Origin of the sequence: Nonomuraea sp. KM90 (assembly GCF_052246675.1) — a bacterium.
Lineage (GTDB): Bacteria > Actinomycetota > Actinomycetes > Streptosporangiales > Streptosporangiaceae > Nonomuraea.
Genome location: NZ_JBQQCB010000013.1, coordinates 143,207 through 164,458 on the forward strand (window position 1 = coordinate 143,207; position 21,252 = coordinate 164,458).

The 21,252-nt window shown below is 70.3% G+C and carries 18 protein-coding genes; 10 read left to right on the forward strand and 8 right to left on the reverse strand.

Annotated features, from left to right (window positions below; translation table 11 throughout):
• Positions 1 to 34: 34 nt before the first annotated feature.
• Positions 35 to 979, forward strand: a complete 945-nt coding sequence (locus ACTWPW_RS17350) for a cation diffusion facilitator family transporter (protein ID WP_375116375.1) — start codon at positions 35 to 37, stop codon at positions 977 to 979.
• A gap of 88 nt (positions 980 to 1,067) precedes the next feature.
• Here ACTWPW_RS17350 and ACTWPW_RS17355 read toward each other — a convergent pair whose 3' ends face one another.
• Complete coding sequence (locus ACTWPW_RS17355; protein ID WP_364119486.1) at positions 1,068 to 1,400, reverse strand: MerR family transcriptional regulator; 333 nt, start codon at positions 1,398 to 1,400, stop codon at positions 1,068 to 1,070.
• 103 nt (positions 1,401 to 1,503) lie between these two features.
• On the opposite strand from ACTWPW_RS17355, the gene ahcY reads away from it, so the two are divergent.
• Together ahcY and ACTWPW_RS17365 are read left to right on the forward strand one after the other, a co-directional pair.
• On the forward strand, positions 1,504 to 2,931 hold the full coding sequence (gene ahcY / locus ACTWPW_RS17360; protein ID WP_364119482.1) for an adenosylhomocysteinase: 1,428 nt from the start codon (positions 1,504 to 1,506) through the stop codon (positions 2,929 to 2,931).
• A 215-nt stretch (positions 2,932 to 3,146) separates the two neighbouring features.
• On the forward strand, positions 3,147 to 4,382 hold the full coding sequence (locus ACTWPW_RS17365) for an adenosylhomocysteinase (RefSeq protein ID WP_364119479.1): 1,236 nt from the start codon (positions 3,147 to 3,149) through the stop codon (positions 4,380 to 4,382).
• 57 nt (positions 4,383 to 4,439) lie between these two features.
• Here the strand turns inward: ACTWPW_RS17365 and ACTWPW_RS17370 are convergent, their stop codons facing one another.
• The gene (locus ACTWPW_RS17370) at positions 4,440 to 5,075 is read right to left on the reverse strand and encodes a DUF305 domain-containing protein (RefSeq protein ID WP_375116376.1); all 636 of its coding nucleotides are present in this window, start codon (positions 5,073 to 5,075) and stop codon (positions 4,440 to 4,442) included.
• A 166-nt stretch (positions 5,076 to 5,241) separates the two neighbouring features.
• On the opposite strand from ACTWPW_RS17370, the gene ACTWPW_RS17375 reads away from it, so the two are divergent.
• Together ACTWPW_RS17375 and ACTWPW_RS17380 are read left to right on the forward strand one after the other, a co-directional pair.
• Positions 5,242 to 6,636 carry an LVIVD repeat-containing protein gene (locus tag ACTWPW_RS17375; protein WP_375116377.1) on the forward strand — a complete coding sequence of 465 codons (1,395 nt, stop codon included), beginning with the start codon at positions 5,242 to 5,244 and terminating at the stop codon, positions 6,634 to 6,636.
• Positions 6,637 to 6,722: 86 nt separating this feature from the next.
• On the forward strand, positions 6,723 to 8,105 hold the full coding sequence (locus tag ACTWPW_RS17380; RefSeq protein ID WP_375116378.1) for an LVIVD repeat-containing protein: 1,383 nt from the start codon (positions 6,723 to 6,725) through the stop codon (positions 8,103 to 8,105).
• A 30-nt stretch (positions 8,106 to 8,135) separates the two neighbouring features.
• On the opposite strand, the gene ACTWPW_RS17385 is transcribed toward ACTWPW_RS17380, so the two are convergent.
• Positions 8,136 to 9,092 carry an RDD family protein gene (locus tag ACTWPW_RS17385; RefSeq protein WP_443169260.1) on the reverse strand — a complete coding sequence of 319 codons (957 nt, stop codon included), beginning with the start codon at positions 9,090 to 9,092 and terminating at the stop codon, positions 8,136 to 8,138.
• 51 nt (positions 9,093 to 9,143) lie between these two features.
• Here ACTWPW_RS17385 and ACTWPW_RS17390 point away from each other — a divergent pair, with 51 nt between their 5' ends.
• Positions 9,144 to 10,136, forward strand: a complete 993-nt coding sequence (locus ACTWPW_RS17390) for a stage II sporulation protein M (RefSeq protein ID WP_443169261.1) — start codon at positions 9,144 to 9,146, stop codon at positions 10,134 to 10,136.
• An 18-nt stretch (positions 10,137 to 10,154) separates the two neighbouring features.
• Here the strand turns inward: ACTWPW_RS17390 and ACTWPW_RS17395 are convergent, their stop codons facing one another.
• The 5 genes from ACTWPW_RS17395 to ACTWPW_RS17415 are packed head-to-tail and all read right to left on the reverse strand — an operon-like array spanning position 10,155 to position 15,615.
• On the reverse strand, positions 10,155 to 11,528 hold the full coding sequence (locus ACTWPW_RS17395; protein ID WP_375116381.1) for a DUF58 domain-containing protein: 1,374 nt from the start codon (positions 11,526 to 11,528) through the stop codon (positions 10,155 to 10,157).
• Complete coding sequence (locus ACTWPW_RS17400; protein WP_375116382.1) at positions 11,528 to 12,484, reverse strand: AAA family ATPase; 957 nt, start codon at positions 12,482 to 12,484, stop codon at positions 11,528 to 11,530. The genes ACTWPW_RS17395 and ACTWPW_RS17400 overlap by 1 nt, the downstream gene beginning before the upstream one ends.
• A 13-nt stretch (positions 12,485 to 12,497) precedes the next feature.
• Positions 12,498 to 13,676, reverse strand: a complete 1,179-nt coding sequence (locus tag ACTWPW_RS17405) for a DUF4350 domain-containing protein (RefSeq protein ID WP_375116383.1) — start codon at positions 13,674 to 13,676, stop codon at positions 12,498 to 12,500.
• Positions 13,673 to 14,341 (reverse strand): DUF4129 domain-containing protein, encoded by a 669-nt coding sequence (locus tag ACTWPW_RS17410; RefSeq protein WP_375116384.1) that lies wholly within the window; start codon positions 14,339 to 14,341, stop codon positions 13,673 to 13,675. The genes ACTWPW_RS17405 and ACTWPW_RS17410 overlap by 4 nt, the downstream gene beginning before the upstream one ends.
• Positions 14,338 to 15,615, reverse strand: a complete 1,278-nt coding sequence (locus ACTWPW_RS17415) for a glycerophosphoryl diester phosphodiesterase membrane domain-containing protein (RefSeq protein ID WP_443169262.1) — start codon at positions 15,613 to 15,615, stop codon at positions 14,338 to 14,340. Before ACTWPW_RS17415 ends, ACTWPW_RS17410 begins: the two co-directional genes overlap by 4 nt.
• A gap of 269 nt (positions 15,616 to 15,884) precedes the next feature.
• On the opposite strand from ACTWPW_RS17415, the gene mtrA reads away from it, so the two are divergent.
• From mtrA to ACTWPW_RS17435, 4 genes are read left to right on the forward strand one after another with little or no spacing between them, the layout of a single operon-like run.
• Positions 15,885 to 16,562 carry an MtrAB system response regulator MtrA gene (mtrA, locus tag ACTWPW_RS17420; RefSeq protein WP_043620615.1) on the forward strand — a complete coding sequence of 226 codons (678 nt, stop codon included), beginning with the start codon at positions 15,885 to 15,887 and terminating at the stop codon, positions 16,560 to 16,562.
• A gap of 18 nt (positions 16,563 to 16,580) precedes the next feature.
• Positions 16,581 to 18,329, forward strand: coding sequence for an MtrAB system histidine kinase MtrB (mtrB, locus tag ACTWPW_RS17425; protein ID WP_375116386.1), 1,749 nt, complete (start codon positions 16,581 to 16,583; stop codon positions 18,327 to 18,329).
• On the forward strand, positions 18,316 to 20,052 hold the full coding sequence (locus ACTWPW_RS17430) for an LpqB family beta-propeller domain-containing protein (RefSeq protein WP_443169263.1): 1,737 nt from the start codon (positions 18,316 to 18,318) through the stop codon (positions 20,050 to 20,052). The genes mtrB and ACTWPW_RS17430 overlap by 14 nt, the downstream gene beginning before the upstream one ends.
• A gap of 52 nt (positions 20,053 to 20,104) precedes the next feature.
• Positions 20,105 to 20,785 carry a ComF family protein gene (locus tag ACTWPW_RS17435; RefSeq protein WP_375116388.1) on the forward strand — a complete coding sequence of 227 codons (681 nt, stop codon included), beginning with the start codon at positions 20,105 to 20,107 and terminating at the stop codon, positions 20,783 to 20,785.
• The last annotated feature ends 467 nt before the right edge of the window (positions 20,786 to 21,252 follow it).

The window sequence follows — 21,252 nt, forward strand, 5'->3', positions numbered from 1 at the left end:
CTTAGTACGTGATCTTTATGAGTGGAGAAGACCGGTGAGCGCGAGCGGCGGAACGAAAGCAATCATCGCGGCATTGACCGCGAACCTGGCGATCGCTGTAGCCAAGTTCGTGGCCGCCGTTTTCACCGGGTCGTCCTCGATGCTGGCAGAGGGAATTCACTCGGTCGCCGACTCGGGCAACCAGGTGTTGCTGCTGGTCGGCGGTAAGAGGGCGGCCAGGGCCAGCACGAAGGAGCATCCGTTCGGCTACGGCCGTGAGCGCTACTTCTACGCCTTCGTCGTGGCCGTGGTGCTGTTCACGATCGGCGCGGCGTTCTCGATTTACGAGGGCGTGCACAAGATCTCCGACCCGCACGGGGTGGAGGCGCCGATCTGGGCGTTCGGCGTGCTGATCTTCGCGATCATCGCCGAGTCGTTCTCGTTCCGCACGGCGATCAAGGAATCGAACGCCGTACGCGGCAAGCAGTCCTGGGTCTCCTTCATCCGCCGGTCCAAGTCGCCCGAGCTGCCCGTCATCGTCCTGGAGGACCTGGGCGCGCTGCTCGGCCTGATCTTCGCGCTGTTCGGCGTGACGATGGCGGTCGTCACCGGCGACGGGGTCTGGGACGGCATCGGCACCCTGATGATCGGTGTGCTGCTGGCCGTGATCGCGATCGTGCTGGCCATCGAGACCAAGTCGCTGCTCGTCGGCGAGGGCGCCTCGCCGGAGATGGAGGTGCAGATCCGGGCCGCCCTTGAGCAGGCGCCGGAGGTGACCCGCGTCATCCACATGCGCACGCTGCACCTGGGGCCGGAGGAGCTGCTGGTGGCCGCGAAGATCGCGGTGGAGCACAACGAGACGGCGGCCGAGGTCGCCCGCGGGATCGACGAGGCGGAGCGGCGCATCCGGGCGGCGGTGCCGATCGCCCGGGTGATCTACCTGGAGCCCGACCTCGACCGCCTCCGCAGCGCCTCCACCTCCGCCCCCGCCTCCGGCTGACCCGCACCCGCCGGTCCGGCGGGTGACGGGGTGGCAGCAGAAGGCCCGGAACGGTCTCCGGGTCTGAGGGGGCGCACCGCCTCTGGGGTCACCGGGGGCGGAGGAGGCGCAGGGCCTTCTCCTTCTCGAAGTCGAGGGCCCGGCGGGGCACCTGGATGCGCCCGATCCGTACCCCCAGGTCGCGTACGGCCGCCGCCACCGACGGCTCGCTCAGCACCCGCAGCGCGAACGCCAGCTCCGCCGGCGACACGTCGAACCGCTTCTCCAGCTCCACCCCCTGAGCCACGGCGGCCAGCTCCTCGGGCCCGAACCGCCGGTGCGCCCCCTGCTCGCGCACCGGCGGGAGCAGGCCGAGCGCCTCCCGGTACCGGAGCATTCGCGGGGACATGCCGAGCCGCTTGGCGGCTTCCGTGATGCGCATTCTTACATTCTTACGTCAGTTTCACCGCTCCCGGCGTGCGCCCGCGTACGGACGGCGCCTAAACTCGTCGGCGACAACCATCAGTGACGCGAGGGGAAACCCGATGGACTTCAAGGTCGCAGACCTTTCACTTGCCGACTTCGGCCGCAAGGAGATCCGGCTCGCCGAGCACGAGATGCCCGGCCTCATGGCGGTCCGCAAGGAATACGCGGCCTCCCAGCCCCTCCGCGGCGCGAAGATCATGGGCTCCCTGCACATGACGATCCAGACGGCCGTCCTCATCGAGACGCTGGTGGCGCTCGGTGCCGAGGTCCGCTGGGTCAGCTGCAACATCTTCTCCACGCAGGACCACGCCGCCGCCGCCGTGGTCGTCGGCCCGAACGGCACCGTGGACGACCCGCAGGGCGTGCCGGTGTTCGCCTGGAAGGGCGAGACGCTGGAGGAATACTGGTGGTGCACCGAGCAGGCCCTCACCTGGCCCGGCGGTGACGCCCCCAACATGATCCTCGACGACGGCGGCGACGCCACGCTCCTCGTGCACAAGGGCGCCGAGTACGAGAAGGCCGGCGCGGTGCCCGCGGCCACCGCCGAGGACCCGGAGGAGTGGCACGTCATCATCGACCTGCTCACCCGCACGGTCGGCGCCGACAAGAGGTGGACCCGGATCGCCGAGAGCATCAAGGGCGTCACCGAGGAGACCACGACCGGCGTGCACCGTCTCTACGAGATGCACAAGAACGGCCAGCTCCTCTTCCCGGCGATCAACGTCAACGACTCGGTCACCAAGTCGAAGTTCGACAACAAGTACGGCTGCCGCCACTCCGTCATCGACGGCCTCAACCGCGCCACCGACGTGCTGATCGGCGGCAAGGTGGCCGTGGTCTGCGGCTACGGCGACGTCGGCAAGGGCTGCGCCGACGCGCTGCGCGGCCAGGGCGCCCGCGTGATCGTCACCGAGATCGACCCGATCTGCGCGCTGCAGGCGGCCATGGACGGCTTCCAGGTCACCACGCTGGACGAGGTCGTCGGCATCGCCGACATCTTCGTCACCTGCACCGGCAACTTCAACATCATCACCGCCGACCACATGGCGCGGATGAAGCACCAGGCGATCGTCTCCAACATCGGCCACTTCGACAACGAGATCGACATGGCCGGGCTGGCCCGCACCGAGGGCATCGTCAGGAACAACATCAAGCCGCAGGTCGACGAGTGGGTGTTCGCCGACGGGCACTCGATCATCGTCCTGGCCGAGGGCCGCCTGATGAACCTGGGCTGCGCGACCGGCCACCCCAGCTTCGTCATGTCCAACTCGTTCACCAACCAGGTGATCGCCCAGATCGAGCTGTTCACCAAGACCTCCGAATACCAGATCGGGGTCTACACGCTGCCCAAGCACCTGGACGAGAAGGTCGCCCGCCTGCACCTCGACGCCCTGGGCGTCAAGCTCACCGAGCTGACGAAGGAGCAGGCCTCCTACATCGGCGTGCACGTCGAGGGCCCCTACAAGTCCGACCACTACCGCTACTAGATCAGAAGCAGCTCTGAGAGGTGGTTGCAACCGCCTCTCAGAGCTTTCTGTTATCGGTGCGCTCTTCCAGAGCGCACAACCATCCTTTACGGCAGGCCAAGTTGCCCGCACGCGCCGTAGCCCCTCCCGTCCGTCATGGCCGGTCGTGAAGGCTCACGGGCGGGGCGCCGTGACGAAGCGGGGTTCTTGGCCGCGTTCTTCGGTTGAAGGCGACCATGGATCTCAGTGAAAGCGGTGAGCGGCAGATCTCCTGGGCCGCTCGTTCGATGCCGGTCCTGACCGCGATCGGTGAGCGGTTCGCGCTCGAACGGCCGCTGGACGGGTTGAAGATCGCGGCCTGCCTGCACGTCACCGCCGAGACGGCCGTGCTCATGGGCGCCTTGAAGGCCGGGGGCGCCGAGATCGCGCTGGCCGCCTCCAACCCGCTGTCCACGCAGGACGACGTGGCCGAGGCGCTGCGGGCGTACGGGATCGGGGTGCACGCCCGGGCCGGCGTCGACCGGGCCGCCTACTACCGGCACATCCACCAGGCGCTCGACCTCGGGCCCGACCTCGTGCTCGACGACGGCTGCGATCTCGTGAACATCCTGCACACCGAGCGGACCGACCTGCTGGAGCGGGTGAGCGGCGGGTGCGAGGAGACCACGACCGGCATCATCAGGCTGCGGCAGATGGCGGCCGAGGACGCGCTGCGGTTCCCGGTCGTGGCCGTGAACGACACCCGGACCAAGCGCATGTTCGACAACCGGTACGGCACCGGCCAGTCCACCCTGGACGGCATCATGCGGGCCACCAACACCATGCTGGCCGGGCGGACCGTGGTCGTGGCCGGGTTCGGGTTCTGCGGGCGCGGCGTGGCCGAGCGGGCCAAGGGGTTCGGCGCCCGGGTGATCGTGACCGAGATCGACGCGGTGAAGGCGCTGGACGCGACCCTGCAGGGCTACGAGGTGCGGCCGATGGCGCAGGCCGCGCTGCTCGGCGACCTGTTCATCACCGTGACCGGCAACCGCGACGTGATCAGGGCCGAGCACCTGGCGGTGATGCGGGACGGCGCGATCCTGGCCAACGCGGGGCACTTCGACGTGGAGATCGACGTGCGGGCGCTGGACGAGCTGTCCCACGAGGTGCACCGGGGCGTGCGGCCCAACACCGACGAGTACGTCATGCCCGACGGCCGGCGGCTCCTGCTGCTCGCCGAGGGCCGCCTGGTCAACCTCACGGCCGCCGAGGGGCACCCCGCGGCCGTCATGGACATGTCGTTCTCCGCCCAGGCCCTCGCCGTGGCCTGGCTCGCCGGGGAGCGCGCGAACCTCGCGCCTGGCGTCTACGACGTGCCGGAGGAGATCGACCACGAGGTGGCCAGGCTCAAGCTGGCGGCGACCGGCATCGGCATCGACGTGCTCAGTGCCGAGCAGGAGGACTACCTGCACTCCTGGCGAGTGGGGTCCTGAACAGGACGATGGCGGCCGGCTCGCTGGGGGCCTGAGCCGGCCGAAGGCGCTCGGCTCCTAGAGTGCTGCCTGCATTTCCTGCATGCGCCGGATCTCGGCCGACTGCGTCACGTTGACGTCGGTGGCCAGCTCCTCGATCTTGATGTGTGAGCCGCCGGCCAGCACCTGCTCGGACATCTTGAGTGCGCCCAGGTGGTGATTGATCATGAGCTGCAGGAACATCCGGTCGAAGTCCTTGCCCTTGGCCGCCTTCAGCGCCTCCATCTGCTCCGGCGTGGCCATCCCCGGCATGCCCTCGTGCGCGGCATGGTGGTCGGGCACCTTCTGCTCCTGCTCCCGCAGCCACGTCGACATGTACTGGATCTCGGGGCCCTGAGCGGCCTGGATCCGGTCAGCCAGGCTCTTGAGCTTGGCCGAGTCGGCCCGGTTCGGGGCGAGCAGCGCCATGTCCATGGCCTGCCGGTGGTGCACGACCATGTCCTGGACGTATTTGATGTCGGCCGCGTTGGCGGCGTCCGCGGGCACGGCGGTGGCGGCCTCGGACGGTGACAGCGTCTTGGCCTGCTCACCCGGCCGCCCGGGTGCGATCACGGGCGCCGTCGAGTCGGCCCGCGGGGCCTGTGGCGTCGTGCTGGAGCTGCAGCCGGCGAGGGCGACGACAAGGCCCACGATGACGATGAGCGCAGCGCGCACTCAGCCTCCTGACTGACTCGGTACAGAATGCGCACTCTAGGTCATGTGGGCCCTGAATGAAAGAGGCCGAACCGGAACAAAAATTGACATGTTGGACGCTGGCCTGCGGGGTTGGTGAAAGGCGAGGATTACGTAGATTTATGCCCCCTTTATCGGAGGTTCCCGAGTGTTCACCCCCCGCAGAGCTCTAGTCCTGGTCGCGGCCCTGGTCGCATTAGCCGGTACTACCGTGCCGGCCCAGGCTGCGGACATCCCGGCTCCCGGCGAGATCGTCATGAGCCCCAACATCAAGCACGTCACCAACGTGCCCAAGCCCGAGGCCCTGGCCGACATCCACACGGACATGGCCTTCCAGGGTGACTACGCGTACGTCGGCAACTACTACGGCTTCTCCATCTACGACATCAAGAACCCGAAGCGCACGTCGCTGGTCAGCTCCGTGGTCTGCCCCGGCGGCCAGATGGATGTGTCGGTCTACGGCAACCTGCTGTTCGGGTCCGTCGACTCCTCCCGCAACAACGACTCGTGCAGCAGCACCGGTCAGAGCGCCACGATCAAGGAGTCGTGGGAGGGCGTCCGCATCTTCGATGTCTCGAACAAGGCCAACCCGACCTACATCAAGTCGGTCGAGACGAACTGCGGCTCTCACACGCACACGCTCGTCCCGGACCGCAGGCGGGAGAACGTCTACATCTACGTCTCCTCCTACAGCCCGAGTGACACGTTCCCGGACTGCAAGACCCCGCACGACCTGATCTCGATCATCAAGGTGCCGCTGCGGGACCCGGGCGCGGCCACGGTCATCGCCACGCCCAACCTGTTCCCCGATGGCGGGTTCCCGGGCGTGCCGGGGTCGTACCCGAACGGCAAGTCGGCCACGACCGGCTGCCACGACATCACTGCCTACCCGGAGAAGGGCATCGCCGCGGGCGCCTGCATGGGTGAGGGCATCCTGCTCGACATCCGCAACCCCGAGCAGCCCAAGGTCACCGCGACCGTGCGCGACGAGGTGAACTTCGCCTTCTGGCACTCGGCCACGTTCAACAACGAAGGCACGAAGGTCATCTTCACCGACGAGCTCGGTGGCGGCACCAGGGCGACCTGCAACGAGGCCATCGGGCCGGACAAGGGCGCCAACGCGTACTACGACATCGTCAACGGGCAGCTCGCGTTCAAGAGCTACTTCAAGATCTCGCGGCACCAGGCCGACACGGAGAACTGCGTGGCCCACAACGGCTCGCTGATCCCGGTCAAGGGCCGCGACATCATGGTGCAGGCGTGGTACCAGGGCGGGATCTCGGTGGTCGACTTCACCGACTCCGCGAACCCGCAGGAGATCGCGTTCTTCGAGCGCGGCCCCGACAACACCGCTCCGGCGCTCAGCGGCGGTTTCTGGTCCGCCTACTACTACAACGGCTACATCTACGGCTCCGACTTCAACCTGGGCCTCGATGTGCTGAAGATCAACGACTGGCGTACGAACAAGGCCAACGGCGTCAAGATGCGCTCGCTCAACGCGCAGACGCAGGCGTCGTATCCCGAACACGGGCCCGGCCACTGATCCAGCAGGTGGCGGGGCCGTTCGGGCCCCGCCGTCCTGCTTCCCGTGTGTTCCCACAGGACAAACGTGATCAAGGAGGCTCTCGAGTGTCCCTCTCGCGCCGCTCCCTCGTCGTGGCTGCGGCGGCCACCGTTCTGGCCCTGGCCGGAATGCCCGCGCTGGCCGCCGACATCCCGCCGCCCGACACCGTGGTCACCAGCCCCAACGTGACCCACGTCCTGAACATCCCCAAGCCGGCCCCGATCGCCGCCACCATCAACACCGACATCGCCTTCCAGGGCGACTACGCCTACGTCGGCAACTACGGCGGCTTCTCGATCTACGACATCAGGAATCCCAAGAGGGCCAAGCCGGTCAGCTCGGTCGTCTGCCCCGGCGCCCAGATGGACGTCAGCGTCTACGGCGACCTGCTGTTCGCCGCCGTGGACTCCTCCCGCAGCGACGACTCCTGCAACAGCACGGGTCTGACCGCGGACCACAAGGAGGCATGGGAAGGCGTCCGCATCTTCGACGTCTCCGACAAGGCCAACCCGAAGTACATCAAGTCGGTCGAGACGAACTGCGGCTCCCACACCCTGACCCTGGTGCCGGGCAAGGGCCGCGACCGGTACAAGAACGTCTACGTCTACGTGTCGTCGTATCTGCCGGCCGCGAACTTCCCCGACTGCCAGCCGCCGCACGACAAGATCTCGATCATCAAGGTTCCGCTGCGGAACCCGACCGCCGCCGCGGTCGCCTCCACCCCGGTCGTCTTCCCCGACGGCGGGAACGAGACCCAGCCCGGGCTCCTCGTGCCGACCAGCGGCTGCCACGACATCACCACCTTCGCCGAGAAGGACATCGCGGCCGGCGCGTGCATGGGTGACGGCGTGCTGTTCGACATCTCGGACCGGCTGAACCCGAAGGTCACCGCGAGGACCACGGACCCGAACTTCGCGTTCTGGCACTCGGCCACGTTCACGAACGACGCCAGGAAGGTCGTCTTCACCGACGAGCTCGGCGGCGGCGGGGCGGCCACCTGCAACGAGGCCACCGGGCCGAACCGCGGTGCGGACGCGATCTACGAGATCGTCAACGGGCAGCTCGTGTTCAAGAGCTACTTCAAGATCTCGCGGCACCAGGCCGACAGTGAGAACTGCGTCGCGCACAACGGCTCGCTGATCCCGGTCAAGGGCCGCGACATCATGGTCCAGGCCTGGTACATGGGCGGGCTGTCGATCTGGGACTTCACCGACGCCGCGAACCCGAGGGAGATCGGCTACTTCGAGCGCGGTCCCCGCTCGGCCGGCGGTGGCGGCGGCATCTGGTCCGCCTACTACTACAACGGCTACATCTACGCGGCCGACTTCCACGAGGGCCTCGACGTCATCAAGATCAACGACCCGCTGACCAACGGCGCCTCGCGCGTTCGTACCGACCGGTTGAACGTGCAGACGCAGGAGTCGTACCGAAGCTGGGGTCACCACTGAGGTGACGGCTCGCCTGCCCTCTGACCACGCTCACTGAGGCGGTGCGAACCCGCCCGGAGTCGCCTTCGGCGGCTCCGGCGCGGGTGCACCGGGACCCTGCGGATACGGCCGGGGGGCGGGAGGCGCGTACGAGGACTGCTGAGGCTGAGACGCGGCAGGTCCGTACGGCGCTTGAGGCGCCTGCGGTGCGTACGGCGACGACGGCGGGTACGACGGGACCTGCTGCGGCAGGCTCTGCCCCAGCCGCTGGGCGAACCGCACCTCCTCGCGGCGGCGACGCTCGGCCAGGACGGCGCTCAGGTACGCGTGCGGCGGCACCCCAGCCGGAGCCGCGGGTGAGACGAAGGCCGCCGTCTGGGTCGCGATGCGGACCCCCATCTCGTGCTGGACCTGCGGCGACAGGTCGTGCCACCGCGACAGGTACTGCCGGGCCGCCTGCGCCACCTCGTCGGGAAGCTGGGACAGCTCCAGCGTGGCCGCCCAGCTCGCGAGCTGCGGCGGCATCATGATGACCTGGGCCGAGTCGCGCGGCGCCCGCTCGGAGATGACGATGGTGCCCGCGAATATGTCGCCGAGCCGCTTGCCGCGCTGCGAGACCAGCGACGAGATCAGCGCCGGAGCCCCCGAGAACATCCAGAACTCCACCACCCCGGCCAGCCCCCGGAACAGTGCCTGCCTGAAGCGCTCCGGGCTCCCGTCGTCGCCGACCACCCGGAGCCCGAGCGCCAGCTTGCCGAGGGTGCGTCCCCTGGAGAGGGTTTCGAAGATCACCGGGTAGCCGACGAGCGCCAGCACGACCATCACGATCATGACGGCCCCGAACATGGCCGAGTCCGTGACCGCCGCGAACGCGCCTAAGATCGTGTAGGCCGCGATCAGGACGGTGAGCTGCACGACCATGTCGATGATGATCGCCAAGGCCCGGGAGGGCATCTGCGCCACCCGCACCTCGACGACGACGGCGTCCCCGGTCACAACCTCTGACATATGTGGAGCCTAACGGCTATGTCCCAGTGATTGAGCGGCCAGAATGTTCGGGTGGACATCGATGCGTTCGTCACAGCACACCGCCCCGTGTGGGACCGGCTCGACCACCTGGTCAAGAACCGCTCGTCGCTGACGGGCACCGAGGTGGACGAGCTGGTGGAGCTCTACCAGCGGGTGGCCACGCATCTGTCCATCGTCCGCTCCTCCTCCAAGGACCCGATGCTGGTCGGGCGGCTGTCGGCGATCGTGGCCCGGGCCAGGTCGGCGGTGACGGGGGCGCACACCCCGGCCTGGCGGGAGCTGGTGCGCTTCTTCACCGTGTCGTTCCCCGTGGTGGCCTACCGGGCGCGGTGGTGGTGGCTGGCCAGCTCGGTGGCGTTCCTGGTGGTCGCGTGGATCATGGGCGCGTGGGTGGCGGCCAATCCCGAGGTGCAGGCGTCGATCGCCAGCCCCGAGGTGATCAGCCGGCTCGTCAACGAGGAATTCGCCGACTACTACTCCGAACACCCGGCCGCCTCCTTCGCCAGCCAGGTGTGGATCAACAACGCGTGGGTCTCGGCACAGATGATCATGTACGCGGTGCTGCTGGGGCTGCCGATCCCGTACGCGCTCTACGCCAACGCCGAGAACGTCGCCGTCTCCGGCGGCCTGATGGCCTCCCGGGACAAGCTGGACATCTTCTTCGGCCTGATCCTGCCGCACGGGCTGCTGGAGCTGACCGCCGTCTTCCTGGCGGCGGCCGTGGGCATGCGCCTGGGCTGGACGGTCATCGACCCGGGGCCGCGGCGGCGGGTGGAGGCGCTGGCCGAGCAGGGGCGCGCGGTCATGAGCGTGGCGCTGGGGCTGGTCGTGGTGCTGTTCGTGTCGGGGCTGATCGAGGCGTTCGTGACCCCGTCGGGGCTGCCCACGTGGGCGCGCGTGAGCATCGGGGTGCTCGCCGAGGTGGCCTTCCTGGCGTACGTGATCGTCTTCGGCCGCCGCGCGCTGCGCCGGAACGAGACCGGCGACATCGAACGCGCCCCCGACGTCGCCCCGACCGCCTGAGGCCCCGCTGAGCCAGAGCTAGAGCCGGCCGGCGGCCTTCAGCGCGAGGTACGCGTCCGCCAGCGCCGGCGCGATGTCCTCCGGGGGCGCGTCCACGACCTCGACCCCGTGCCGCCGCAGGCGAGCCGTGATGCGCCTGCGGCCGAGCTGCGCCTGCTCGGCCGCCGCCGCGTCGTACACCTCCTCGACCGACCCCCGGCGGCCCGCCATGCCCGCCACGCTCGGGTCGGACACCCCGGCCACCAGCACCAGGTGCCGCGCGGACAGCTGCGGCAGCACCGGCATGAGCCCCTCGTCCAGGGCCGCCGAGTTCAGGTCGGTGAGCAGCACGACCAGGCAGCGCCGCTTGGCTCGGGACAGGATGGCGGCCACCATGCCCTGCGAGTCGGCCTCGACCAGCTCCGCCTCGATCGGCGCCATCACGTTGACCAGCGACGACAGCAGCTCGGTCCGCGAGGCTCCGCTCACCCAGGCGCGCACGGCCCGGTCGTAGGCCAGGAAGTCCACCTGGTCACCGGCCCTGGCGGCCAGCGCGGCCAGCAGCAGCGCCGCGTCCATCGACCAGTCCAGCCGCGGCCAGCCCGGCGCGGGCCGGGGATCCGGCTGGACGAGCAGCCCGCCGCCGCCCGACGTGGCCCCCGCCATGGGGATCGGCGCGGCGCCCACCCGTCCTGCCGACGTGCGGCCGGTGTCGAGCACGATCAGCACGCGGCGGTCGCGCTCCGGCCGCCAGGTGCGTACGACGACGTCGTGGCGGCGCGCGGTGGCCCGCCAGTCGATGGAGCGCACGTCGTCGCCCACCACGTACTCGCGCAGCGAGTCGAACTCGGTGCCCTGCCCGCGGACGAGCGCCGGATGCTGGCCGTCGAGCTCGCGGAGCCGGGCCAGCCTGGAGGGCAGGTGCTTGCGGGACAGGAACGGCGGCAGCACGCGTACCGTCCACGGGGCCTGGTGGCTGCCCTGGCGCCCGGCCAGGCCCAGCGGCCCGAGCGAGCGCACGGTGACCGCCACGGAGGACCGGTCGCCGCGCCTGGACGGCGTGAGCGTCACGACCACCTTGCGGCGCTCGCCGGCGGGCACGTCGAGCCGGGCCACCCGCGGGGCGGCGCCCGCGGAGGGCGGCCAGGCGTCCCTCAGCAGGCCGCGTACGCGCCTGCCGCCCGGGTTCTCCACCACCAGCTCCACCGTGGCGCTCTGGCCGAGCCGGATCAGGGTGTCGCCCGAGCGGTGGAACCGCAGGGGCCGCACCGCCCCGGCGAAGGCCAGGTCCACGCAGATCCCGGCGGCCAGCAGCAGGCAGACCCCGGCCAGCGCGGCCCCGGGCCGCGGCGCGAACATCACCACCACGATCCCGACCGCCGCGACGAGTCCGGCCCGTCCCGTCAGCGCCATCAGCGCGGGACCGGGACCGAGGCGAGAATGCCGTCGAGCAGGCCGTCTGCGGTCGCGCCCTCCAGTTCGGCCTCCGGCCTGAGCTGCACCCGGTGCCGCAGCGCGGGCCTGGCCAGCGCCTTGACGTCGTCGGGGGTGACGTAGGGCCGGCCGGACAACCAGGCCCAGGCCCGCGCGGCGGCCAGCAGCGCCGTGGCGCCACGCGGGGAGACGCCCAGCTGCAGCGACGGCGAGCTCCTGGTGGCGCGGGCCACGTCCACGATGTAGCCGAGCACCTCGGGCGCCACGTGCACCTTCGCGGCCTCCTCGCGCCCCGCCGCCAGATCCTCGGCCGAGGCCACGGGCTTGATCTCCGACAGGTCGCGCGGGTCGAAGCCGCGGGCGTGCCGGTCGAGCACCGAGATCTCCTGCTCGCGCGGCGGCAGCGGCACGGTCAGCTTGAGCAGGAACCGGTCGAGCTGGGCCTCGGGCAGCTGGTAGGTGCCCTCGTACTCGACGGGGTTCTGCGTCGCGCACACCACGAACGGGTCGGGCAGCTGCCGGGCCGAGCCCTCCACGCTGACCTGCCGCTCCTCCATCGCCTCCAGCAGCGCCGCCTGCGTCTTCGGCGGCGTACGGTTGATCTCGTCGGCGAGCAGCAGGTTCGTGAACACCGGCCCTTCGCGGAACTCGAACTCCGCCGTCTTCGCGTCATAGATCAGCGAGCCGGTCACGTCGCCCGGCATCAGGTCCGGCGTGAACTGCACCCGCTTGAAGTCCAGGGAAAGCGCGGCGGACAGCGTACGGACCATCAGCGTCTTGGCCACGCCCGGCACGCCTTCGAGCAGCACGTGCCCCTTGCACAGCAGCGCGATGACCAGCCCCGTCACCACCGCGTCCTGGCCGACCACGGCCTTGGACACCTCGGCGCGCAGCGCGGCCAGCGCCTCACGGGCCGAGTCGCCCGAGTTCGTCACGCGGAAAGTCTCGTCAGAGTTCACTCAACTGCCTTTCGACGGAGTCCAAGTATCCGGCCAACCCGACGAGACCGGCGTCGTCCGCGGGCGGCGGGCCGTACAGTGCGGCGCCGACCTGCTGCGGATCCTGTCCCGTACGGGCGGCGATCGCCGCCACGACCTCGTGCTGCCCGGCGCCCGAGCCGAGCCCCAGCCTCGGCGTGAGCCGGTCGATCGTGCCCGCGCGCAGCGAGTCGGCCGCGCGTTCCCTGGCCCGCCTGGCCCGGTAGAGCCGGCCGCGCCCCTCGACCGTCTCGGCGGCCCGGACGATGACGGGCAGCTTCTCCGTCACCACCGGCCCCAGGCGCCGGCCCCGCCAGAGCGCGGTGACGGCCAGGGCGATGAGCGCCATGTAGACGGTCCAGCGGACGTTGTCGGGCATCAGCTCGTACATCGACTTGCCGCGCTCGCCGGGGAGGTCCAGGACGGGCGGGTTGTCGGGGCGGACGAGCCAGGTGACGGGCCTGCCGGTGCCGATCAGGTTGAGCGCGAGGGCCGCGTTGCCGTCCTCGGCCAGGCGCTGGTTGCTCATGAACCCGCCGTCGCCGACCACCGTGGTGACGCCGCCCCCGTACGGGAAGCTGACCAGCGTGTGACCGTCGCCCGCCGGGTAGCAGCCGGTCGCGCCCGACGGGCCGCGGAGCGTGGCACCGCCCATGTACGCGCTGCCGGCGGCGGTCGCGGCGGGAAGCCCGCACTCCGGCTCGCGGGAGCGGGCGCGGGCCTGGCCCGGCTCGGTGCGTACCCCCGGGGCGAGGACGTCCAGGCCGGAGACGTTGCCGACGATCAGCCGGTCGCCCGGGATCCGGGCCAGGCTGTATTCGTCGTGGTAGGTGGTGTCGGTGATCAGCAGCACCCGGTCGCCTGCGGCGGCCTTCTGGGCGGCGGCCTCGGCGGAGTCGACCCGGTCGACGGTGACACCCCGGTCGCGCAGCAGCTCGGCCAGGGCCTTGGAGCCCACCAGGGAGGTGTCGTCGGGGTCGAGGTGGCGGGCCGGACCGCGCTCGGGGCCGAGCAGGACGCCCAGGACGGCGACGAGCACCACGATGGCGCCCAGCAGGACGATCATGCGGCTGGAGCGCCAGGTGGACCGGGCGGTGGGGGAGGTGGAGTACGACTCCCCGGGCGCGGCCGGGCGCGTCACGACGCTCATGCCCCGGCTCCCCGCCCGCCGGTCCACTGCACCGGGCCGCCGGCTCCGACAGGGGCGGTGGCGAGCGGGACCGGGCGGGCCTGGCGCAGGCGCTCGTCGAGGGACGCCATCGCGTCGTACGCCTCCCGCGTCCCCGGCACCCCGCCGTAGGTGACGTCGTCGAACGACCGCGCGGCCGCCCCCAGCTCAGCGGCGAACCCGGGCAGCGAGACCGCCGCCTCGGCCGCCAGCTCGTCGGCCGTCCGCCCCGGCATGCCGTCCACGAGCGCTCGTTCCTCCAGGTCGCGGGCGATGGCCCGGAGCCGCTCCTGGACGGCCTCCGTCCAGCGCCCCTCCGTGGCCAGCCGCTCGGCCGCCTGCCGGTGCTCGGCCGCGGTCATCGCCCGCTCCCCGAACAGCCCGCCCACCGCCTGCGCCCTCCTGCGGGCGGTCCTGCGCAGCTGCCAGGCGACCAGCGCGATCACCCCGAGGATGATCAGCGTGATCAGCACGGCCGCGATGATCCCGCCCGTCGAGCCGCCGCCGATGGCCGCGTCCGCCAGGTCGCCGAGGAACTGCATGACCCGCCGGTAGATCTCGTCGAGCAGGGATTCCTGCTCGTAGCCGGGCTTGAGGAGCTCCTCCGCGGCCTTGCGCGCGGCCTCCCCCCGGTCGATCGGGCTCACGACCTGGCGGAGTTGGACGGGTGCCAGAGCTCGTCGGCCGAGGAGTGCACCCAGCCCTGGCGCTGCTGCTCGATGGCCGCCGTCTGGAGCACGAGGTCGAACGCCTCGCTGCGCATGCGACGGTCGGCGTACAGCAGGCCGGCGACGCCGGCCTCGAACGGGTAGGTGAACATCGCCCCGAGCGTGGCGCCGATCGCGATCAGCACGGCGGAGATGACGGTCGCGGCCACCGAGCTGGAGCCGAACATGCCGAGCAACGTGCCCGCGAACGTGAACGGCACCGTCAGGATGCCAGCGACGAGGCCGACGAGCAGGGACGTGAGCAGCAGGATGCCGAACACGCGCCAGAAGTCGCCGCTCACCAGGTGCCACGAGCGCCGCATGGCGTCGATCGGGCCCCGGCCCTCCAGCACCACGGCCGGCGAGGCGAACGCGAAGCGGGTCCTGAAGAACAGGTAGTAGGCGATGTACGCGATGGCGAACACGATCGACAGCCCGACGATCCAGCCGAGGTCGTCCGCTGAGGCGTTCAGCGTGATCGCCACCATGACCAGCACGAACACGAGCACCGGCACGAGCATGATGACGGCCATCAGCCCCACCACGCCGAACAGCGCCGGGACCCGGCTCCTGACCAGCTGCCAGGCCTCACCGGCGCTGATGTTGCCGCCGAAGACGGCCCGGCCGAGTATGCGGGTCAGCACCCCGGTCAGCAGCGTGACCACGACGAACTGGATCGCGTAGGAGACCAGCGTGCCGCCGTATTGGCCGAGGACGCCGTAGAGGGAGCCGAGCTCGGCCTCGGCGGTGGCCGCGCTGGAAGGGTCGGTGAGCGCGGGGCCCATGGCGTTGAGCAGGAACGCCTGCCCCACCGCCAGCGGCACGGCGGCGAGCAGCGCGGCCACGGCCGACAGCCCGAGCACGGCCTTGGGGTTGGACCGGATCAGCTTGATCGTGCCGTCGAGGATGTCGCCGAGGCCGAGCGGGCGCAGCGGGATGATGCCGGGCCGGAGCGCCGGCGCGTGCGGCATGTAGCCGTATCCGGGTTGCGGCCCGGGGACGTGGGGCGGGTAGGGCGGATAAGGTGTCTGCGGCCCGGGCCCGTAGGGAGCCTGCTGCTGCGGAGGCTGAACGTACGGCGGCGCGGCGGGCGCCTGCTGCTGCGGCGAGCCGGGCGCGGTCCACGGGGAGGCCGGCGGGGCGCTGTAGGGCGGGGGCTGTTCGGCCGACCAGCCTGATGGCGTCTCGGGCGTGGGACCGTGACCGTCTGACATATCCCAATCCTGGCACGCTGGACGGGGCCTTGGTGTCACAGAGAGGATTCGCCGCATCATCTTGCCCACATTCGCGGGCGAATCCGGGCAAGGTTCGCGTCCAGGGATGGCCGAAAGTCGCTCTGTTACCGCAGACTGAGATTGCGGTCGCGGGGGCGGACCTAAAATTCGCCTTATGTAGGGCTCAGGTCACACTCATGGGCCGACCAAGGGTAACCTTCAGCGATCGTGCGGGTATGTCCCACAATGCGTAGAACGAATGAGGGGCCATGAAAGGTCGCGTGCTGGTCGTCGATGACGACGCCGCTCTCGCCGAGATGCTGGGGATCGTGTTGCGGGGGGAAGGCTTCGAGCCGTCATTTGTCTCCGACGGCGACAAGGCCCTCGACGCGTTCCGGGATACACGCCCGGATCTGGTTCTGCTCGACCTGATGCTGCCGGGGGCCGACGGCATCGACGTCGCGCGCAGGATCAGGGCTGAGTCGGGGGTGCCCATCGTCATGCTCACGGCCAAGAGCGACACGATCGACGTCGTGCTCGGGCTCGAGTCGGGCGCCGACGACTACATCGTCAAGCCGTTCAAGCCGAAGGAGCTGGTGGCCAGGGTGCGGGCGCGGCTGCGCCGTACCGACGAGCCGACCCCTGAGATCCTCCAGATCGGCGACATCACCATCGACGTGGCCGGCCACTCGGTCAAGCGCGGCGAGGAGACGATCAACCTCACGCCGCTGGAGTTCGACCTGCTGGTGGCGCTGGCCCGCAAGCCGCGCCAGGTCTTCACCCGCGAGGTCCTGCTCGAGCAGGTGTGGGGCTACCGGCACGCCGCCGACACGCGGCTGGTCAACGTCCACGTGCAGCGGCTCCGGGCCAAGATCGAGAAGGACCCCGAGCACCCCGAGATCGTCGTGACGGTTCGCGGCGTCGGCTACAAAGCCGGCCCCGCCTAACCCTCGCCCTCCCCTGCCATGCCCCCGACGAAGAAGAAGAGATCCCGCCGACGCACGCTCCGCCAGATCCTCGGGGGAGTTCGCCGGCGGGTACGTCGCGCGGCAGGCAGGACGCGCCGCGCGTGGCGGCGCTCGCTGCAGCTCCAGGTGGTCACCAGCACGCTGGTGATCTCGGTCATCGTGGTGGTGGTGCTGGGGACGTTCCTGTTCGGCCAGATCAACAAGTCGGTCGTGGACAGCAGCCAGCGCTCCTCCAGCAGCGAGGCGTTCGCCGACCGGCTGCAGATCGCCGACGCGCTGGCCCCCGAGGCCGACGACCCGGCCAAGGCCGCCGACAGCGGCAAGCAGGGCTCGGGCATCCCGCTCGACGAGGTCATGGACACCATCACCGGCTCGGGCGAGGGCGGCTCGGAGAAGCGCTACGAAGTGCTGATCCTCAACCTGACGACCCCGGGCGAGTCCCGGGCGTCGGGCAGCGTGGCGCCGGCCAACGTGCCGTGGGGGCTCCGGCTGAACCTGCAGCGCAACATCCGCGAGTACAAGTACGACAAGGCCGTCGGGTACACCGAGTCGATCAAGTTCGCCGGTGAGAGCCAGCCCAGGCTGACGTACGTGGTCGGCGGCGTCGTGCACCTGCCCATCAGCGGCGAGGACTACGAGGTCTACCACTTCTTCCCGTTCGACGAGGAAGAGGAGCTGCTGTCCAACGTCAGGCTCGCCATCGTCGTGGTGGGCCTCGGGCTCGTGCTGCTGCTGGCCGCCATCGCGTACCTGGTCGCCCGGCAGGTCGTCACCCCCGTACGCCTGGCGCGCCAGGCCGCCGAGCGGCTGGCCTCCGGCAAGCTGGACGAGCGGCTCAAGGTGCGCGGCGAGGACGACCTGGCCCGCCTGGCGAACTCGTTCAACGAGATGGCCGCCAACCTGGCGCTGAAGATCCATCAGCTGGAGGAGCTCTCCCAGGTCCAGCGGCAGTTCGTCTCCGACGTCTCCCACGAGCTGCGCACGCCGCTGACGACCGTGCGCATGGCCGCCGACCTGCTGTACGACGCCCGCGAGGACTTCGACCCGATGGCCGCCCGCTCGGCGGAGCTCATGCAGGCGCAGCTGGAGCGGTTCGAGTCGATGCTGGCCGACCTGCTGGAGATCAGCCGCTACGACGCGGGCGCGGCCACGCTCGACCTCGACTCCGTGGACATCCGCGACGTGGTGCTGCGCGCGATCGGCGACTCCGAGGCGCTGGCCGAGCGGCACGCCACCCGCTTCGAGCTCAGGCTGCCCAACGAGCCGTGCATGGCCGAGGTCGACAACCGGCGGGTCGAGCGGATCCTGCGCAACCTGCTGTTCAACGCCATCGAGCACGGCGAGGGCCGGGACATCGTGGTCACCGTGGGCGCCGACAGGGACGCGGTGGCCGTCGCCGTACGCGACCACGGGATCGGACTGAAGGGCGGGGAGGACACGATGGTGTTCGACCGGTTCTGGCGGGCCGACCCGTCGCGGGCCAGGACCATCGGCGGCACCGGCCTCGGGCTGGCAATCTCCCGCGAGGACGCCACGCTGCACGGCGGCTGGCTGCAGGCGTGGGGGCAGCCCGGCGAGGGCTCGCAGTTCCGGCTGACGCTGCCCAGGTCGGCCGGGATCGACCTGAAGGGCTCGCCCCTGTCGCTGGTGCCGCCCGAGATCGAGATGCGCCGTACGTGGCGCACCGCCATGACGCCCGTGCTGCTGCCGGCGACGGGAGACGGGGCCGGGCATGACGAGGACTAGGCGGCTCGGCATGGCGGTGGCGATCGTGGCCGCCGTGGTCTGCGCGGGCTCGGGCTGCACCGTGATCCCCGTGAGCGGCCCGTACACCGTGAACGACGCCGGGGGCGGCGACCCCCTCAGCAAGTCGTTCCAGCGCATGATCGCCATCCCGCCCCAGCGCGACTGGGGCACCGAGGAGACCATCAGGGGTCTGCAGGCCGCGATGGCCGCCTATCCGGACGACCCGTCGATCCTGGAGCAGTACCTGACCCCCACGGCCCTGTCCAAGTGGAAGGACTCGGCCTCGGGCCCCGTGACGGTGATCGAGGACGGTTACGAGGTCGTGCCGCCCCCTCCGCGCGACGGCACGGAGACGACGCAGAAGGTCACGCTCAAGGGTCGCTATGCGGCCATCATCAACCAGGACGACTCGTACGCGCCGACGGCCGGCCCGTGGGTGAAGCCGTACGAGCTGGTCAAGGACCCGAAGGGCGGCTACCGCGTCAACGACCTGCCCCCCGGGCTCCTGCTCACCGCCGCCGACGTGGCGCGGGCGTACCGGCCGACGAACCTCTACTACCTCAACCGGGGCCTGCAGGACCGGCTGGTCGCCGATCGCGTACGCCTGCGGCTGAAGACCACCGAGACCTTCGCGCAGACCGTGCTCGAACGCCTGCTCAAGCCGCCGACCGGGGCCCTGCAGGGCGCGGTGACCAGCAGCTTCCCGTCCGGGACCGAGATCGAGTCGATCAGGTCGGGCGAGGAGCGCGTGGTGATCAGCCTGTCCGGCCCGCTCGACCTGAGCGACCTGAGCGCCGAGGCCGCGCTGAGGGCCCAGATCCGGTACAGCCTCAACATGAACGAGATCGCCAAGGGCCGCATCATCGAGGTCCAGGTGGACGGCGAGCAGTACTTCATCGACCGGCCCAACTCCGAGGAGAGCTGGCTCGACGACAGCAGCGACACCGCCTACTTCGTCGGCAAGGGCGCGATCCAGTACCTGGGCAAGGACGGTCCGGGGGGCGCAGTGGCGGGCGCGGCGGGCGAGCCGCGCGAGGGCTATTCCGGCTTCGCCCTCTCCAAGGAGCGCAACGGCCTGGTCGCCGCCAGGACCTCGACCGGCATCTCCGTGGCGGCCCTGACGCAGGAGGGACGCTGGCAGGAGGTCATCCAGGGTACGGACCTCACGCCGCCCACCTGGCACCGCGACGGGTCCCTGTGGACGTACGACCGCAAGAACGCCGCCCTGCTGCGCTACGACCCCGGCAGCGGGCGGACCGGGCAGGTCGGCGTGCCCGAGCAGTTGGACGGGCTGGACGTCACCCGGCTGAGGATCGCCAGGGACGGCGTCCGGGTGGTGGTGACCATCGGGAAGAACACCGTCCAGATCGGCGCGCTGATCGGTGAGGGCACGGGGGTGACGCTGGGGAACCTCCAGTCGCTGACCACGACCGAGGAGGGCGACGAGATCCTCGACGTCGTCTGGGGGGATGACGAGCATGTGCTGGTGCTGGTGGAGAGCAAGGCCGGGCAGATCCTCAGCGAGATCAACGTCGGCGACGGGGAGACCACCGGGGTGCCGCTGAAGGACCGGCTCGTGTCCCTGGCCGCCCTGGGCGACCGGGTGCTGGCGGAGGCGAAGGCGGACAACAGCACCAAGCTCATCGAACTGGGCCAGGACCGGCAGACCTGGACGCCCAAGATCGACTCCGGCGCCGGCGCCCCGCTGTTCCCCCTGGGCTGATCCGTCGAGGTGCCGGCGGAAACCGTCGGTGGCGGGGGGCATGCTGGGCCGCGTGCTGAACGCCGTACTCGATCTGGTCCTTCCGCCCTCCTGCGCGGGGTGCGGCGCCAAGGGGGCGTCGTGCTGCGCGCGCTGCTTCACCGCCCTGACCGGCGCCCCGGCCAGGCGGCTCCCGAGTCCCGCGCCGCCCGGGCTGCCCGACTGCTGGGCGGCGGCCCCCTACGAGGGGGTCGTGCGCAGGACGATCGTGGCCTACAAGGAGCGGGGCGTCGTGTCCCTGGCGGGGGTGCTGGCGGAGGCGGTGACCCGGACGGTGGTGGCGGCCATGGGGCACGCCGCCGAGTGGACGGGCGGGCGGTTCGCCGTGGTGCCGGTGCCCAGCACGCGGCGGAGCGTCCGGGGCCGGGGGCACGATCCCGTGGGCAGGCTCGCGACGCTGGTCGCCGCACGGCTGCGGGGGCTCGGGCTGGGGGCCGTGGTGTGGGCGGGGCTGGGGCAGACCAGGCGGGTGGCGGACCAGGCGGGCCTGAGCTCCGCCGAGAGAGGCTCCAACCTCGCCGGGTCACTTCAGGTGCGACCGGCCGCGAAAGGCCCTCCAGCGGCTCGTGCGCTGCTCGTGGACGACATCGTCACGACCGGCGCGACCCTCGCCGAGGCCGCCAGGGCCCTGCGGGCACACGGGGTCGTGGTGCCGCTGGCGGTGACGGCGGGCGCGACACGCCGAAGATCTTGAAACTCATTACGGTGACGGTGTGTAAAGAAAGATCCAAATCGTGATACTAGCCCGGAGGTCACATGTGTCTTCCCTTGGGGCGGCGGTGGGGCTGCTCAGCGGACGGGAGACCCGCACTCATAAGGGATGCCGATCGGTTAAATAGGGCATCGGAAGGCGCTTACCGACCCCGCGAAAATCACGGAAAGTGATCCTTTGGCCGATGCTCCGGCTGACATTCGTGCTGGATGCGGATAGCGTTCTGACATGGCACCCGTTCGGGTCCGTGGTTGCGCAGGGTCGGGGTTCCCGGCTCTGCTAGCCGATGCCAGCCGCAGGCAAAACGGTCCACGTAAGGCGACTCTTTGTCGACCGATCACGGTGCGGCTTAGGGGTAAGTCCTGCCTTCCCGGGGGTCCAGATGTCCCCCGTCAGAAGAGAAGGGCAGTAGTGGCATCAGAGCTGCGAAACCCTCAGCAGGCGGATGT

Coding starts and splice junctions, on each gene's coding strand:
- mtrB (WP_375116386.1), top strand. CDS start 16,581: ATGCCCCCGACGAAGAAGAAGAGATCCCGCCGACGCACGCTCCGCCAG.
- ACTWPW_RS17395 (WP_375116381.1), bottom strand. CDS start 11,528: ATGGCGCTGACGGGACGGGCCGGACTCGTCGCGGCGGTCGGGATCGTG.
- ahcY (WP_364119482.1), top strand. CDS start 1,504: ATGGACTTCAAGGTCGCAGACCTTTCACTTGCCGACTTCGGCCGCAAG.
- ACTWPW_RS17415 (WP_443169262.1), bottom strand. CDS start 15,615: ATGTCAGACGGTCACGGTCCCACGCCCGAGACGCCATCAGGCTGGTCG.
- ACTWPW_RS17355 (WP_364119486.1), bottom strand. CDS start 1,400: ATGCGCATCACGGAAGCCGCCAAGCGGCTCGGCATGTCCCCGCGAATG.
- ACTWPW_RS17405 (WP_375116383.1), bottom strand. CDS start 13,676: ATGAGCGTCGTGACGCGCCCGGCCGCGCCCGGGGAGTCGTACTCCACC.
- ACTWPW_RS17430 (WP_443169263.1), top strand. CDS start 18,316: ATGACGAGGACTAGGCGGCTCGGCATGGCGGTGGCGATCGTGGCCGCC.
- ACTWPW_RS17385 (WP_443169260.1), bottom strand. CDS start 9,092: ATGTCAGAGGTTGTGACCGGGGACGCCGTCGTCGTCGAGGTGCGGGTG.
- ACTWPW_RS17365 (WP_364119479.1), top strand. CDS start 3,147: ATGGATCTCAGTGAAAGCGGTGAGCGGCAGATCTCCTGGGCCGCTCGT.
- mtrA (WP_043620615.1), top strand. CDS start 15,885: ATGAAAGGTCGCGTGCTGGTCGTCGATGACGACGCCGCTCTCGCCGAG.